This is a genomic window from Leptospira ellinghausenii (assembly GCF_003114815.1).
Classification (GTDB): Bacteria; Spirochaetota; Leptospiria; order Leptospirales; family Leptospiraceae; genus Leptospira_A; species Leptospira_A ellinghausenii.
The window spans coordinates 1,119,898-1,135,598 of sequence record NZ_BFAZ01000009.1; the positions used below are offsets into that span (position 1 = coordinate 1,119,898).

Here is a 15,701-nt window from a genome sequence, read left to right on the forward strand (position 1 = left end):
TACGATGATTTAAACAAAAGTTAATCTACCCACTATATCTTTCGATTGAATTTTCATTTTCATCCAGTGGAAATTACAAATCTTGCTATTTATGGGATATTCGTTGATCGACACACATTGCCACTTAGACATAATTCGAGAACAAGGACAAAGTATCGAAGAAACCCTGGAGAAATCCCGAATCGCAGGAGTAGACCAACTGGTTCAAATCGGTATCGATTTGCCAAGTTCAAACGAAGCAGTTCGTATATCAGAAACGTATTCAACAGATGCACTAAAAATTTCTTATTCGATTGGTTGTCACCCAACGGAAACCCATGAGTTTCCCAATGCTGATCAAATTTTAGATTTAGCCAAATCCCGAATGAACGATCCTAAGTTCGCAGCAATTGGTGAAATTGGTGTGGATCTTTATCATGACGCAAGCACTCGTTCTCAACAAAATGATGTATTGCGAAAGTTTTTGGATTTTTCTTCAGAGTACCAATTGCCCGTTGTCATTCATTCACGAGATGCTTTTTTGGATACGTATGAAGCTTTAAAAGAATATAAGACAAAGGCATTTGGTGTGATCCATTGTTTTACTTACGATTATGAAGCTGCAAAACAATTTGTTGATCTTGGGTATTATATTTCTTTTTCGGGAATTGTTACTTTTAAATCAGCGGTGGAGATCCAAGAAGCTGCTAAAAAAATTCCACTCGAATCCATTTTGATTGAAACAGATGCACCATTTTTATCACCAATGCCTCACCGTGGAAAACGAAATGATTCTTCACATTTGCCTTTTGTATTAGAGAAAATGTATTCATTACGTACAGAACCAAATACAGAAGTAGAAGAACGTATTTATAAAAATTCACTAAAATTTACAGAAAGAAAGGCTTATCATCATGCTTGATATCAATCGTATTGTTCAGAACCCAGAAGAACTACTTTCCACCTTACAAAAACGTGGTGTTGTCTCTACTGACATAGAAGCAAAAATTAAATCTGTTTCTGAAAAACAAAGAAAATTAAAATTAGAAGTGGAAGAACTTCGTGCGGAACGAAACCGCGTTTCTAAAGAAATTGGAATCCAAAAATCACAAGGAAAAGACATTACTGAAATATCGAATTCAATGAAAGGAGTTGGAGAACGCATCAAAGCAATCGAAGAAGAACTTTCAAAAGAAGAAGAATCTTTACATGATCTTAATTTAGGACTACCTAATTTATTAGACCCTTCAGTTCCAGAAGGAAAGTCTGAAGAAGATAACGTCCTAATCAGACAATGGGGTGAAATTAAAAAACACTCTTTTGAGGCAAAAACCCATTTTGATATTGGTGAGAAACTAGGTATTTTTGATTTTGAACGAGGAGTAAAACTTTCTGGTGCCAGATTTTACACCTATCGAGGTTTAGGTGCAAAATTAGAACGTGCCTTAATGAATTTAATGCTCGATACGCACACATCTGAAAATGGATATGAAGAAATGTGGGTTCCTGTTCTTGTAAACGACGAATCCATGACAGCTACTGGCCAACTCCCAAAGTTTGCCGAAGATTTTTATCGATTAGAGAAAGATGGATTGAATCTCATTCCAACAGCCGAGGTGCCTCTCACCAACTATTACCGAGATGAAATCATCCAAGAAAAAGAATTACCTATCTCTGTTTGTGCACACACATCCTGTTTTAGAAGAGAGGCTGGATCCTATGGAAGAGATACACGTGGACTTGTGCGTGTTCACCAATTCCAAAAAGTCGAGCTTGTTAAATTTGTAGAACCAGAAAAGTCAGTGGAAGAACACGAAAAGATGTTAAAAGATGCAGAATCCATTCTGCAAAAATTAAATCTGCCGTATCGTGTGATGTTACTTTGTAGCAAAGATATGTCGAGTGCTTCCTCCAAAACTTATGATATCGAAGTGTGGATGCCTGGACTTGGACGATTTATGGAAATTTCTTCAGTTTCGAACTTCAAAGACTATCAAGCAAGACGAGGAAAAATTCGATACAAGTCAAAGGAAGGAAAAAACCTGCTCGTCCATACTTTGAATGGTTCTGGTCTTGCGATCGGTCGAACACTGGCAGCAGTGATTGAAAATTACCAATTAGAAGATGGAACCTTCCAAATTCCGGATGTCTTAAAACAATATATCCGATAAGAATTTTTGGGCAGATGACCGAGGTGTCAAATGCCCAATCAACTCACTCACCTAAATTTCGATTTTGCGATCAAAAAACATAAATCCATTATAATTAATAAATCTGGTTTTAAACGTAAATCGGTTAATAACTCTGAATGTGGAATGAAACGTATTAGAATTAATTTACCAACGAAGCCATTTAAACGAGCTACAATTAACGCACTATTTTTAATTTTTAAACGAATTACGATTCAATCCCTTCAATTTTTTTATAAACGAAAACTCATCCATTTGACGATAGGTTTATTTCTTACATCTATGATGGCTTCATCAGTATTTGCTCAAACAAGGGAAGGTGAAGATACGTTAGTCGTAAGTCCGATCAAAGGCCCTATCAATTCAGAGTTTCAAGAGTTTGGTCCAACCATGACTCCTGATGCAAAAACTTTATATTTTTATTCGAAACGATCAGAACGCAGTTTTACAGAAATTTTCAAATCGGAACGAAAGAAAGATGGAACATGGGATTTTCCTGAAGAAGTTAGTGTTTTAAATTCACCATTCGATGACCAAAGTCCGTTTATAACTCGCGATGGAAAAATGATCCTTCTTTCATCAAATCGAGATGGATCAATTGAAGTGATGTTAGCAGATGGGAAAGTCGGTATTTCGAGAGATTTGTATGTTTCCAATTGGAACGGAAAAACATGGTCAGTTCCTACTGCTTTACCTTCCCCTATCAATACAGAGGAAATTGAAGAAAATCCGCATTTGTTAGGTGATACTCTCCTATTCACTCGATACCCATTCGGAAAACCAAACTTAGCAAAAATTTATTATAGTCAGTTTAAAAACAATCAGTGGACAAAACCAAAACTTTTGCCTTCACCAATCAATGACCAACATGCAACAATAGCTGCTGCCTTTAACGATGATGGCAAAATACTATTTTTCTCATCCAACCGTCCTGGTGGATTTGGCGGATTTGATTTGTATATGGCAAAAATCGAAGGGGAAAAATTTACGAATGTAGAGAATTTAGGAAGTCCTATTAACTCTTCTGAAGATGAAGCCTATATTGTGTTTCAGCAGGTGAAAAAAACCTTTCTATTCTGCCGGCGAGTGGAAGGAAAATCATTTGATATTTTCACAGCATCCGTTCCTAAACAGGAAAATTTGGTTCAAAAGAAATTAGAAGAGACAAAGAAAATTTCGCTCGATTCAGTCTATTTTGAAAGAGCTTCATCTATTTTGAAACCAGAATCATCAATTCCCTTGGATTCAATTGTAGATTACCTTCATGAGAATTCCGAACAAAAAATGAAAATCATCGGACATACTGACCTAACTGGTAATTTTGAAGACAATATGAATTTGTCTAAAGAAAGAGCTGAATCCGTTAAACAATATTTAGTCTCTAAAGGTGTTGATCCTAACCGGTTGGTGACAGAAGGAAAAGGACCCACACAACCTATGGTGCAGGGAACAGATGAAGCTTCATCGAAAAAAAATCGACGGACAGAATTTGTCTTACTAAATCCTTAATTTTTCCTTGCCGTTTCTCTTTCCAAAAAGAAGGTTAATTGGATGTTCCCTAATTACCTTCGAATTGTTTGGAAAATATTGGTAGCCTTTCTATTTGTCCCAACATTGCTTATGGGACAATCCAGTCCAACTCTGGAAAAAATTAAAAAAACCAAAACATTAACTGTATCCGTTAATGAATTTTACGATCCATTTTATATTGAAAATCCAAATGAAGAGTTTCCTGGACTAGATGTTGAATTGGCTCAAGAATATGCAAAATTTTTAGATGTTGATTTAAAGATTATTCCCTTACGTACATTTGACCAACACGCTCGTATGTTAGAAAAAGGAGATAGCCAAATTGCAATGGCTGGAATCTCTTCTTCAATCAATCGTTTTCGTGATGTTTATTTTACAGATCCATATTTAATTTCGACACCTTCTGCTTTAGTGAACCGTACAGCACTTCCACCTGAACCGGAAGGACAAATTGTGACAGTACAACTTTTTAGAAATTTAAATGATTTAACGAATATTACAGGAATTTCATATTCAGTTTTAGCAAATAGTTCCAACCATCAATTTTTACGTGAAGCATTTCCTAAAGCTCAAGTATTTTCTTATTTCACAAATGAAGCAGCTTTAAACGAATTAAAGAAAAATAACGTAAATGCATTTGTTGCTGATTCATTTTACATCCAAGCACTACTACAAAAAGATTCTTCTCTACGAGCTAATTATTTACCAATCTTAGGTGTAGTGCAAGAAGATCATATAAGTATGGCAATTGCAAAAAGAGACATTGAATTTCTTTATAACCTCAACTTTTTCATTAAGGAACTAAAACGTACGGGCAAAATCCAACAGTTGATTAACAAATACTTTAAATCAAATAAATGGGTAAAAAAAGAGTAATTTGAAAATGTTTACTCGTTTACTGACTGTTTGTATTTTATTTCTACTTCCATTGGGATTCTTATATTCTCAAGAAGAAGAATCTCAAAGAACAATTATGAATTTTAACGGTTCGTTTCGTGTTCGAGCAACGAATGTGGGGCGAGATGTTTTACTTGAACGTAAAACTCCAGTAACACCAATCACTAATTTAGAAAAAGAAAATGCGGAACGATTACAATCGGAACAACAAACAGTTCAAACTGATTTAGAAAGAAGGCAAAAAGGATTACCAAGCCAAATTACACCTCGTAAAGAAGATGTAAGTTATTACGACTCGCGTTTCCTTTATAATATGAGCTTTTCTGCAAACAAATATGTAGAAGGGATCTGGGGGATGCAAGTAGGTGATATTCCGTTTGGAGGTAGAGGCTTAAGGTCAACAGGGCCAGATGGATTCGATCCTGGTTTAGTTGGTCCAGGTTCTGGTGGGGAACGTGGTCGTACTGCTGCTGTTAACGTACAAACTAACTTTTTGTATTTAAATTTTAGAATACCAGAATCAGGATTGTTTATCAAAGTCGGACAACAATTGTTTAGTTCCGCACAAGGCCGCGTTTTATTCTCTACTGGAACCGGAGTTAGTGTTCTAAAAAATTTTCAATTTTTACGGTTATCACTAGAAGGGGGAATCCTTCGTGCTAGAGACCAAAGTTTTTTAGATGTTGATAAAAATGGTTTTGCTGATAAAAATTATCAAAGTTCAAATATCTACTACAATCGTTTAAAATTTGAGTACTTTAGAAATATCAGAAATGAAGTGTATGCATATTTTTTAGACGATAATGATAAATCAGATAATGAAACAGCAAGACTTGCATGGTATGGGTTGCACAATGAATTTAATTTTCAGAAATTTTCATTCATTGTACATGGTATTTTGAATACTGGAACTGTAAAAAAATTAAAACCAATCACTGATTCAAACGATGTAACAATCTATAACACAACTCAAAGGCATTTTGTGAAAGGTGGTATGTATGATTTTCAGTTCACATATCGATGGAATGAATCTTTAAATTTTAACCTTATCGCCTTAGGAACAACAGGACGACCAGGTTACGATGCAAATGGTGAAGAAGCAAACTTAAAGGGAAATGGTTATAGAACTCTTGCACCAGGGTTTTCCATTTCCAACATTGCCACTGACTTCACTGGAGGTTATGCTTTATTCAATGGATCCAGTTTTTCTGGATTGAATGAGTATGGATTGTATTCCAATATCATTGCATTCGGACCATATCAATTTACGTTAGGTTATTACCAACTATGGGCAACAAAATCTCCCGAAATTAAAATAAACCGCGAATTCAGCGAAAGGAATGGGTACCAGACTTCTACTTATATGGGTATGGAATATAATTTCAACATCCGTTATAACGTAACTTCCGATTTCCAAATTATCTTTCGTTCGGGTTATTTTGTCGCAGGAGATGCGTTGTTTGTTTTATTAGATTCAAAATATGGACGTGTTTTACGAGAAGCGTTTATTGTGTTTGAGCACCGGTTTTAAAGGAAATAAAAGACAAATTCTTTTATAACTTATGTTCAATCAAATTTCTTTTCTTAAAATCCTGACTCTTTTTTCGTTAATTTTCGAAACTTTGTTTTTGATCGATCTTTGTTTTCTAGAAGATATCGAAGTAAAAGGAGTAATCCAATATATATCTTTTTCTAAAGTTCGTGAAACTTGTTTTGAATCATTGAAAAATATCCGCCCTATTAATGAACATGCCGTTTATCTGTTTATATTGATTTATATTTCTTTCGTTGGTTATTTCGAAATTGAAAGAAAAGTTAAATTCCAATTTTTTGGGGAAAATTTAGAATTCGAAATTGTAGAATCAAAGTAGATTCAAACTAGTTTGATCCAAAGAATATGTTTATAATGTCAATCGCGACTTGATTGCTTTTCCTAATGTATACTGGTCGGAATATTCCAAAGTACCACCAATAGTTATTCCGTGTGCAATCCTTGTGATTTTGATTTCCATCGGTTTGATCACGGTTGATAAGTAAGAAGCAGTTGCATCACCTTCGAGTGTTGGATTTGTTGCAATGAGAACTTCCTTGATCTCACCAGTATCCAATCGCGACATGAGTTGTTTGATGCGCAATTGTTCTGGTCCAATTCCATCCAAGGGAGAGATTGCTCCATTGAGAACATGATATTTACCTGAGTATTCTTTTGTGTTTTCGATAAAAAAGATATCCTCTGGTTGTTCCACAACACAAAGAATTCCGTTATCCCTTCGATCAGATAAACAAATGGAACAAATTGGTTCCTCAGTAAGTCCTCCACAATCATCACAAAATCGAAGTTTGGTTTTGGCCTCTTCAATATGATGTAACCAAGATTGGAATGTGCTAGGGTCCATTCGTAATATATGAAATCCGATACGAGTGGCACTTTTTTTTCCAATTCCTGGAAGGCTTGAAAAGGCTTGGATTAGTTTTTGGAATTGTGGATCAGACAGGAGGAAACCCTCCATCCTTTTGGATTTGATTGAATACACCTTCAAAATCACTAGGATTAAAACCTAAGACATTTTTCATTTCGTGTGCCATGGTTTCTTTTGCTTTTCGTTGCACTTCGTTAGTTGCAGATAAGATCAAATCTTCTAACATTTTTTTATCATCCGCATTAAACATAATGGGATTGATATTTAAATTTGTAAGAGTTCCATCAGCAGATGCAGTGACTTCTACCATTCCAGCTCCGGCTGATGCAGTGACTCGAATCTGCGCGAGTCGTTTTTGAAGTTCTTCTTGTTTTTCTTTGATGTTTCCCAGTTGCGAAAATGCTTCTCGCATCTGTTTCATTTGGTCAAAAATACCCATACTAACCTTTGGACTTATAAATTTTTAAATTGTTTTGGATCTACTTCCATACCAGAAAATTTTTCTTTTAATAATTTCTCCATATCCTCCGGGTGATTCCCACTTGGACTTGGTTCTTTGGCATTTTGATTCTTATCCATTGTGGGAGAATTCGGAATTTGTGTTTTTATTTCTGGTGTTGGTGATTCTATTTTTGCAATAGGTTGTGTGTTTGTGTTTGGAATTGGTTTTTCCTGAGTGGGAATTGCAGTTTGGCTTTGTTTTTTAACTGGTTCAATCGAATCAGGAATGGTGCTAATGTCCCCCTGTACTAGTTTTGTTAATTCTGAAATTTTTGCTAATAATCCGGAAACACTTGGTTTCTCTCTGTCCAATATTAATTTGCGAAATTGAATTTCCAGATAGACTTTCATCTCATACGAACTTCGAAGTTTCATTAAATTCAATTTTTCGTGTATGGAAAAAATTCTTTCAGCGAGTAAAACTAAAATTTCACGATCAAGTTCGCGGTAGTTTTGTTTGAGTTTTTGTAAGTCTTCTTGGGGAATGTTAATTGATTCGCGATCAGCTAAATTGTCTTTGATGAGAAGTAGTGAATTTAAAAATTCGATAAAATCCCAAATAAATTTACTAAGATCAATACCTGCTTGGAATAAATTTTCCAAAGTTTCGAAAATTTGAGCACTTTGTGAAGTATCTATGAGTTGGTTAAGGAAATCAGTAAAGGTATCAATTCCATGATACCCAATCATTTTTCTTAGTTTAGCTCCTGTTAAATTCCCGTCAGTGAATATAACCGCTTGTTCCATAAAGGATAAGGTATCTCGAACAGACCCATCACCTTTTTTTGCGATCCAAAATAATCCTTCTGAATCATATTTGAGTCCTTCCTTTGTACAAAGTGTTTCGATGTAAGATTGTAAAACCGTTACTGGAACTTTTCGGAAATGAAAGTCTTGGCAACGCGATAAAATAGTTTCAGGGATTTTATGATACTCAGTTGTTGCTAAAATAAAAACTACATGGGCAGGAGGTTCTTCTAATGTTTTGAGAAGCGCATTGAAAGCAGCTCCACTGAGCATGTGTACCTCGTCCAAAATATATACGCGGTACTTTCCCCCCATCGCATTGAATTTTACATTTTCTCTTAATTCACGGATATTATCAACACCACTGTTGGATGCCGCATCAATTTCAAAAACATCATTAGAATTTCCTTTTGTGATTTCTAAACAAGAAGTACATTCATTACAAGGTTCAACACCATCGGGGCGTTCACAGTTGAGCCTTTTTGCAAGGATCCTTGCGATGGTTGTTTTTCCAACACCTCTTGGCCCTATGAAAATATATGCATGTCCAATTTTTTTAGATTTAAATGCGTTTTGTAAAGAACCAACAGCAAGGTCTTGGTAAATCACATCCCGAAAGAACTGTGGTCGGTATTTTCGAAAGAGTACTTGGTGGTTTTCGCTCATTTAATTCTTTGTTTTACTTTCAGTAAGATTTGAATTTTGGATTTCCCTTTGAGTATGAAAATTCATGGCTTGGAAGCAATGAAATAATTTTCAAGAGAGGTGCAATTTTAGGGAGTTGTGGGTGGAAAAAGTGGCGGAGAGACCGGGATTCGAACCCGGGGTGCTTTTGGCACACATGCTTTCCAAGCATGCACAATAGACCACTCTGACATCTCTCCAGTGATTTCTACTGCCTTCCATAAAAAGAAACGGTCTTAGGAATTCTACCTTTTCTCTTTGAAAAAACTAAGAAATTCAAATTTTATTTGCGACTTTGGTATGAGAGTGCATTTTGGAAAATGGTTCAAGAGGTAAATGGATTCTGTTGTGTAAGAGGAAATTCCTTCTCCAGGTTTTGCTGGAACGAAGTATACTACCTCGGGAAGTTTCACTCGTAAAATAGCACCCGCACAGAGTAAACATGGCTCAAGAGCAGTGAGTAAAATATGGTCTGAAAGGTAACGCCCATCGGTAAGAGAAAGTGCAGCTTCGATGGCTAAAATTTCGCTGTGTTTTGTTGGATTTAATGTTTGTTCGACGGAATTAAAAGAAGAAGTCAGAAACTCTCCATCTTTTGTTAAAACTTCAGAATAGGAAGGGATTTCGTTTTTATGTTTGGAAACTTCTATTGAATATCGTTCTAAAAACGATTCATAGATATCCACGCGCGCCCAAGAGGATTTGAACCTCTAACCTTCTGATCCGTAGTCAGATACTCTATCCAGTTGAGCTATGGGCGCAATCAATGCTTGGAGCATTTTTACCCAGTCCGAAAGAACGGGTATCACTATGGTTTTTTGCAAGCGGATGGAGTAAATCAAAAATCCCGCAATTCCTAGATAAAGTAATACGGAAATGAGGTGTAAGGTAGCTGCAAGGTAAAGTCCCACAAAAGGTAGGAGTGATAGGATTTGTGCGAGAACAATCCCTATTAAAAACAAACAAGTATTAACCGCGGAATACAAAGAAAGGGACACAAATTCAGGAAATTGGCGTTTCCAAGTAAAAATGGGAACCCAGGAAAAATACAGAGGTAAGCTCGCAAAGATTTTTGCTGCTTCATCAGTCAGAAGGTAGATTTTAATTTTCTGGATTTTTTCTTTGAATTGGGTGAATTTCATGGCGGTAACAACGGAGACGCAGGGATTCGAACCCTGGGTACGATTGCTCGTACGACGGTTTAGCAAACCGCTCCTTTCGGCCACTCAGGCACGTCTCCAGCGACTCGGAGAAGGTAGGATTCGAACCCACGGTGGGATTACCACGACGGTTTTCAAGACCGCTGCTTTAGACCACTCAGCCACTTCTCCAAGAGTACTTATCCGTTATGTTAAATGCGAGTGCAGTGTCAAATGAATATTCAATGAATGGTCTACAAGAATGGAAAAGTTGCAGATAAAATTAGAAAAGTGGGCGAATGGTGGTTACTGTCTAGCTCACTATGATGGGCATGCTGTGTTTGTAGAAGGTGGGATCCCAGGTGAAACTGTGGACATAACTCTTACCAAACAAGGCAATAAGGAATGGTTTGGTATTGTAGATTCAGTGATTGAATCTTCACCATTAAGGGTTCCCTCTGACTGCCCTGTGTATTTAGAATGTGGCGGGTGTAGTTACCGACACATTTCCTACGAAGAGGAAGTGAAAGTGAAGACTTCCCTATTGGAATTTATGTTCCTGGAATGGATTGGAAAAGTAGAGGTGACAACGGGACCAAGTGTTGGGTATCGCAATAATGTACAATGGCAAGTGGAAGGTGGACAAATTGGTTTTTTTGCAAAAAACACCCACCGGATCATTCCAAATTCTTCCTCTATTTGTAAGAATGTCGATAAACGGTTGTTAATTGAAAATCCAAACGATTTTGCTATTTTTTCCAAACAGAAGCCTAAACAAAACCGATTGCCAAAAATGCAAAAACAAGCGAATTCGCTTTCCTTACGTTTGTCCCAAAATGCAGTTGTGTTGTACGAAAAAGAAGAAACAAAGTTTGAATTTTTGAGTACAAAACTTACGGTGCCTGCAAAAGGCTTTTTTCAAATCAACCAATTCTTAGTGGAATCTTGGATTCAGAAAATTAAGTCCTTGTTACCTAAGGATGCAAATGTTTTGGAACTGTTTTGTGGATGTGGAACCATTGGCATTACCTTACGCGATAGAATCAAATCGCTTTATGGAATCGAATCTCATGAAAAAAGCATTCAATATGCAAATCAAAATGCAAAAGCCAATGGAATCACAACCTATCAATATGCAGTTTTGGATCTTTACCAAAAACATATACCCAAAGATCTTAAAACCTATCCTACATGGATCGTGAATCCACCAAGGGCGGGTTTATCGAAAGGAATCATTGAAACTGCAGAAATGTTAAAACCAAAGGAGATTGTTTATTCCAGCTGTAATCCAAGTACTTTGCGTAGGGATGTAACTTCCCTGAAAGAAATTGGTTATGAAATGGACCATTTGAGTTTGTTTGATTTTTTTCCAAGGACGAATCATTATGAGGTGTTAGTGCGATTACGGAAACGAAAATGAACAACTCATTTTGTTCTCAATGAGTTGTTATCTTTTGATAGAAATGCAAAGGAAAATCTAAGTTTATTTTCCTTTGGTTGTAATCTTAAAAGGTAGGTATGCTGGACAAAAGCCAATTGCTGAAGTCGCAATCATCACTAAACCAATTACGAACAATACAATTGCAGTGGTTCCTTCCACAACACCACCTAAATACAAACCGCCTAACACAAGGCCTACTACAACACGAATGACTCTGTCATATAATCCCATATTTTGAAACATACTAAGTCTCCTTAACCAATCCGACGATTTTTTGGCGAAATTTCTATCTATTTTTTTCTATCCACTCTAAGATAAGTTTGGTGACTTCTTCTCTTTTTTCCCAATGCAGGAAGTGACCAGCATGATCAAATCCAATCTTTCGAAATCCACATGGAAAATCAGATTCATTTAATAGGTGTTCAAATAAATTTTTATGAAAACACCCATCATTCAATCCATAAAGTACTTGGGTGGGAACTGTAATATGTGTATCAAAAATTCCTATGATACTTTCTCTCCCTGATTCTGTGAATAAATCATTCAAGTTTCGGTAATATGCAAGAGCCGAGGAAAGGATCCCTGGATTTTGGAAATTCGATTTGATTTCGGCCAAATGGTCCTGGTTAGGAGTGAATCCTGGTGACCAGTCTTTCCATAAAAAATCAACTAAGGCAAATTGATTCGAACGAATTGTTAATTCAGCTAAATAAGGAATCTGAAAAAGTGCAACATACCAGGAATGAAATGTTTGTAAGGGTGCCCAAATAAAAGAATCTTGAAATGTTTTGAGTAATGGGACTCCCAAACTTGTGATGGATCGAAAACGATTTGGATAGTACATCCCAGCAGCGTAGGCTATGATTGCACCCCAATTGTGTCCCACCAAATGGACAGAATCCCATCTGCGATCATCCATCCATCCTAATACATCATTCACTAAATCAACAACATGTAGTTTGTTCGCATGTGAAATGGTGGATGGTTCATATCCACGCATCACAGGAGCTATACACTGATAACCTTTTTTAGCAATTGATTCCATGATTGGAGAAAATGTTTTATGGTTATCAGGAAAACCATGTAAAAATAAGACAGGGTCACCAGAACCTGTTTCTAATGTGGTAAAGACGGTGGATGAATTTCTAATTTCCGAATGATGCATTGTTTACCAACTTTTCTTTAGATTCTGTTTTTCGGAAAAATTGTAACACAATCTCTCTCGTATCCAAGTCCTTACTTAGGTATCCATATTGTTTTTCATTTTGGTAATAAAATCCGTTAGGCCAAATATGCCCACCACCAGGAATTAAATAACCTTCCACGACTTCATCCCCAGAACAATCGGATACTTTCGAATATTCAATGTCTCGTTTCCAAAAACGATTCATATGACGTTTTTTTGTTTTGATTTCTTCTTTGCAGGGAAAAGCAGAACTCCAATACGAAAGTGAGTCTACAAATGACAAAACTTCTCCAGCAGGAATTCGTTCTGCCTTTGGGCTCATATCTTTTGGTATGGATACAATGCCTCCCGAAAAAGGGACAACATCATCAGAAGTTCCCATGATAAAACCAATTGATTTTATTGGAGGTTTGGGACAAATTTCAGTTAACCCTTTTGATGTAACGGCAGCAACAGAATATCCAGAATGGAACAAATCATTTGCTTCGCATAACAAACGTTGTGTCATAAATCCACCATTGGAAATACCAACAGCATGGATGCGACTTGTATCCACTGGGATTTTTTTATCGAGGAATTGAACCATATCGCGAAAAAATTGTACATCTTTTGTATTTCTTTTGTCAGTGAGAGAATGTGGAATTTTCCTTCCATCATTCCATCGATTCCCATATCCATCGGGATAGACGACAATAAACCCGTATTCTTCTGCTTTTTCCGTCATACGTGAAAGATAAATCATTCCTTCACCACTACCTCCGCCGCCGTGTAAAACAAAAACAACAGGTAACTTGGATTCATTTCTATTTTTTGGAATGTAATATCGGAAATTACGGATGATCCCATCAGAAACTATGGATTCCAAAGTATGGTCCTTCACTGGAACAATCGAAGGAAGAGATTTACAAAAAAAAGAAAATGGAGTTGTTAACATGAATACAATTGAATAAAAAAAGATACGCCTAACAATTCCCATCATATAAATAGGGACTCAAAATATTGAATAGTTTCTGTGACTTTGGAATCTCCCTCAAGCGGATACTTCGGGTGGAATTCTTTATCGATTGTTGGATCGTAGGGACCTGATTTTCCCTCAAAACAAACAGCTACATCTGACAGACAGACCAAACTATGCCAAACTCCTGGTTGTAAATCGATCCCTCGTTTTGGTCCCTGTGAAGATAATTTGTGAAATTCTTTGATACTTCCATCTTCTGAAAAAATTAAAAATCCAATTTCGCCTTCTAGAACAACAAAGGTTTCTGGTTTTGGGTCCGACAAGTGTCTGTGAGGTGAGATGTATGTATTCTTAGATAGAACATTGAGAAACCTTTGGTACACTTCCTTCTGATCATGGAAGTTATGGTTTGTTCGTTTCCGTTCTGTGTTTTGTGCTTTTGAAATGAGGTTTCCGATTAAATCGGAATCAATGATTTGTATTTCCTGCAAGTTGGCCTTCCAATTCTCGTTCGATGAAGGCTAACATATCCGGAACACAAGCCGTACAAGTATCTGCCGCTCCCATCTCACGGGCGACTTCTAGTATAGGGCGATTTGTTTCTTTGACAACATTTAAGATGGTTTCAAAGAAAACTTCTGCACAGTGACACTTGATCATGGTTCTGAGAATCAGTCTCTTGCCCTTTTGCAAGGATGACAAGAATTTTTCCTGCTCTAACGTTGAAATTTTTGCAAACGGAAAAGACAAAGACGAGGGACATAATCTAGAAACAAATCGATTGGAAACACGAAAACCGACCCTTCAATGACTGGGAGAAACTATCTCAATTGTTTTTTGTACAAAACCTCGAGAGTTTTTAATGCATTCGTCCAAGTGAACGATTTGGCATTCTCTTTCCCGAGTTTTCTCAATTCAGAAAGACGAGTTTTGTCGTTGAGAAGGGAAAGAAGTTGGTTGGTAAAGGAAATTGGTTCTTTAGGATCAAACGCTTCAAAACCTACTCCTAACACTTCTGGTAACACCGTCGCATTGGAAGAAAAGACGGGAGTTCCTATCGCTTGTGCCTCCAAAACGGGAAAACCAAACCCTTCAAATAAAGATGGATATACAAACAAGGTTGCTGCTTGGTAAGCTAGAGGTAACTCATCGTATGGCAAATGAGGGAGGAAATAAATTCGGTTTGGATTTTGTTTTTGGAATTCCAATAATTCTTTTGGAATTTCTTTACTAATCCCACCTACCACAAGGGGAAGTATGAGGTGTTTTTTATTCCATAATGATTCCAGTTGTGATAATAAGAATGGAAAATTTTTATGAGATTTGCCGATCCCAACGGTAAAGAGATACTGTTTTGGCAAATTATGTTTTTTTAAAAACACATTCAGTTGTGTCTCTGATCGTTTTGAAAAATTTTTTAAATCAATCCCGTTATAAATAACAGTAATTCGATCCCTTCTAAAACCAAAACATTTGATTAGATCTTCTTTTGTATAATTAGAAACAGTGATAATAGTTTTTGCAAACCACTGAATGGAACGAAAAACAATTTGTAAATACAATCGTTTTACAAAGGAACTATGGGTTTCCTTAAAGTGATAAGGGATTAAGTCATGAATGGTAACGATACATTTACGAAGGAACTTGATTGGAACATTAAAATGGGGAATGTCCAAGACATCCATCTCCGCCATTTTTGGATGACCCAAAAATTCCTTAGGTGAATAAATTTTTGTTTTGTATTCTATGATTTCTGCATGTTTTGGAACTTCATATTTTTTGAGAAGAATAGGATCTCCGAATAGATAAAGTTTGGCGTCCTTTTCAGTTAAAGGCCAAAATTTTAATATATGTTGGATGCGAATTCCTATCCCAGAATTTTCGATCATCCTTGCATCGTAGCCAATTTTTTTTTGCATTTGTTTGATGATTATGTCCTTTCGAATCAAAAAAAGGAAATGTATCTTTTCCTAAGAAGCCAAGTCTAGTCAAATAAGTAGTGAATATTCTGCATTCAAATTTTGAAGGGC

16 protein-coding genes and 4 tRNA genes are annotated in these 15,701 nt (G+C 36.4%); 6 read left to right on the forward strand and 14 right to left on the reverse strand.

Annotation, left to right across the window (positions count from 1 at the left end):
- Positions 1–91 precede the first annotated feature (91 nt).
- From DI076_RS13785 to DI076_RS13805, 5 genes are all read left to right on the forward strand, one after another.
- Positions 92–901, forward strand: coding sequence for a TatD family hydrolase (locus tag DI076_RS13785; protein WP_174705056.1), 810 nt, complete (start codon positions 92–94; stop codon positions 899–901).
- The gene (serS, locus tag DI076_RS13790; RefSeq protein WP_108960369.1) at positions 894–2,150 is read left to right on the forward strand and encodes a serine--tRNA ligase; all 1,257 of its coding nucleotides are present in this window, start codon (positions 894–896) and stop codon (positions 2,148–2,150) included. The genes DI076_RS13785 and serS overlap by 8 nt, the downstream gene beginning before the upstream one ends.
- Positions 2,151–2,450: 300 nt before the next feature.
- The gene (locus tag DI076_RS13795) at positions 2,451–3,677 is read left to right on the forward strand and encodes an OmpA family protein (RefSeq protein ID WP_439957315.1); all 1,227 of its coding nucleotides are present in this window, start codon (positions 2,451–2,453) and stop codon (positions 3,675–3,677) included.
- Between the two features lie 42 nt (positions 3,678–3,719).
- On the forward strand, positions 3,720–4,574 hold the full coding sequence (locus tag DI076_RS13800) for a substrate-binding periplasmic protein (RefSeq protein ID WP_108960370.1): 855 nt from the start codon (positions 3,720–3,722) through the stop codon (positions 4,572–4,574).
- 7 nt (positions 4,575–4,581) lie between these two features.
- Entirely contained in the window at positions 4,582–6,126 is a 1,545-nt protein-coding gene (locus tag DI076_RS13805; protein ID WP_108960371.1) for an alginate export family protein, read from the forward strand.
- Between the two features lie 370 nt (positions 6,127–6,496).
- Here DI076_RS13805 and recR read toward each other — a convergent pair whose 3' ends face one another.
- The 8 genes from recR to DI076_RS13850 form a co-directional block, all read right to left on the reverse strand.
- Positions 6,497–7,105, reverse strand: coding sequence for a recombination mediator RecR (gene recR, locus DI076_RS13815; protein ID WP_108960373.1), 609 nt, complete (start codon positions 7,103–7,105; stop codon positions 6,497–6,499).
- On the reverse strand, positions 7,083–7,448 hold the full coding sequence (locus DI076_RS13820; protein WP_174705084.1) for a YbaB/EbfC family nucleoid-associated protein: 366 nt from the start codon (positions 7,446–7,448) through the stop codon (positions 7,083–7,085). The genes recR and DI076_RS13820 overlap by 23 nt, the downstream gene beginning before the upstream one ends.
- A 20-nt stretch (positions 7,449–7,468) precedes the next feature.
- Positions 7,469–8,929, reverse strand: coding sequence for a DNA polymerase III subunit gamma/tau (gene dnaX / locus DI076_RS13825; RefSeq protein ID WP_108960374.1), 1,461 nt, complete (start codon positions 8,927–8,929; stop codon positions 7,469–7,471).
- 131 nt (positions 8,930–9,060) lie between these two features.
- A tRNA-Ser gene (locus DI076_RS13830) sits at positions 9,061–9,147 on the reverse strand.
- A 45-nt stretch (positions 9,148–9,192) separates the two neighbouring features.
- A complete protein-coding gene (locus tag DI076_RS13835; RefSeq protein WP_108960375.1) occupies positions 9,193–9,633 on the reverse strand; it encodes a nucleoside deaminase in 441 nt (146 codons plus the stop codon).
- A gap of 1 nt (position 9,634) precedes the next feature.
- A tRNA-Arg gene (locus DI076_RS13840) sits at positions 9,635–9,708 on the reverse strand.
- Positions 9,709–10,100: 392 nt separating this feature from the next.
- Positions 10,101–10,187 (reverse strand) — tRNA-Ser (locus DI076_RS13845).
- 7 nt (positions 10,188–10,194) lie between these two features.
- Positions 10,195–10,278 (reverse strand) — tRNA-Ser (locus DI076_RS13850).
- Positions 10,279–10,348: 70 nt separating this feature from the next.
- Between DI076_RS13850 and DI076_RS13855 the strand changes: the two genes are divergently transcribed.
- Complete coding sequence (locus tag DI076_RS13855) at positions 10,349–11,506, forward strand: class I SAM-dependent RNA methyltransferase (RefSeq protein ID WP_108960376.1); 1,158 nt, start codon at positions 10,349–10,351, stop codon at positions 11,504–11,506.
- Positions 11,507–11,569: 63 nt separating this feature from the next.
- On the opposite strand, the gene DI076_RS13860 is transcribed toward DI076_RS13855, so the two are convergent.
- The 6 genes from DI076_RS13860 to DI076_RS13885 form a co-directional block, all read right to left on the reverse strand.
- Positions 11,570–11,770 (reverse strand): YgaP family membrane protein, encoded by a 201-nt coding sequence (locus DI076_RS13860; RefSeq protein ID WP_108960377.1) that lies wholly within the window; start codon positions 11,768–11,770, stop codon positions 11,570–11,572.
- Positions 11,771–11,813: 43 nt separating this feature from the next.
- Positions 11,814–12,692, reverse strand: a complete 879-nt coding sequence (locus tag DI076_RS13865) for an alpha/beta fold hydrolase (RefSeq protein ID WP_108960378.1) — start codon at positions 12,690–12,692, stop codon at positions 11,814–11,816.
- Positions 12,673–13,692: a CE1 family esterase gene (locus DI076_RS13870; RefSeq protein ID WP_108960379.1), complete on the reverse strand. Its 1,020-nt coding sequence runs from the start codon at positions 13,690–13,692 to the stop codon at positions 12,673–12,675. Before DI076_RS13870 ends, DI076_RS13865 begins: the two co-directional genes overlap by 20 nt.
- On the reverse strand, positions 13,689–14,162 hold the full coding sequence (locus tag DI076_RS13875; RefSeq protein ID WP_108960380.1) for a WbuC family cupin fold metalloprotein: 474 nt from the start codon (positions 14,160–14,162) through the stop codon (positions 13,689–13,691). The genes DI076_RS13870 and DI076_RS13875 overlap by 4 nt, the downstream gene beginning before the upstream one ends.
- The gene (locus tag DI076_RS13880; RefSeq protein WP_108960975.1) at positions 14,140–14,331 is read right to left on the reverse strand and encodes a (2Fe-2S)-binding protein; all 192 of its coding nucleotides are present in this window, start codon (positions 14,329–14,331) and stop codon (positions 14,140–14,142) included. Before DI076_RS13880 ends, DI076_RS13875 begins: the two co-directional genes overlap by 23 nt.
- 161 nt (positions 14,332–14,492) lie before the next feature.
- Positions 14,493–15,590: a glycosyltransferase family 4 protein gene (locus DI076_RS13885; protein WP_108960976.1), complete on the reverse strand. Its 1,098-nt coding sequence runs from the start codon at positions 15,588–15,590 to the stop codon at positions 14,493–14,495.
- Between the last annotated feature and the right edge of the window lie 111 nt (positions 15,591–15,701).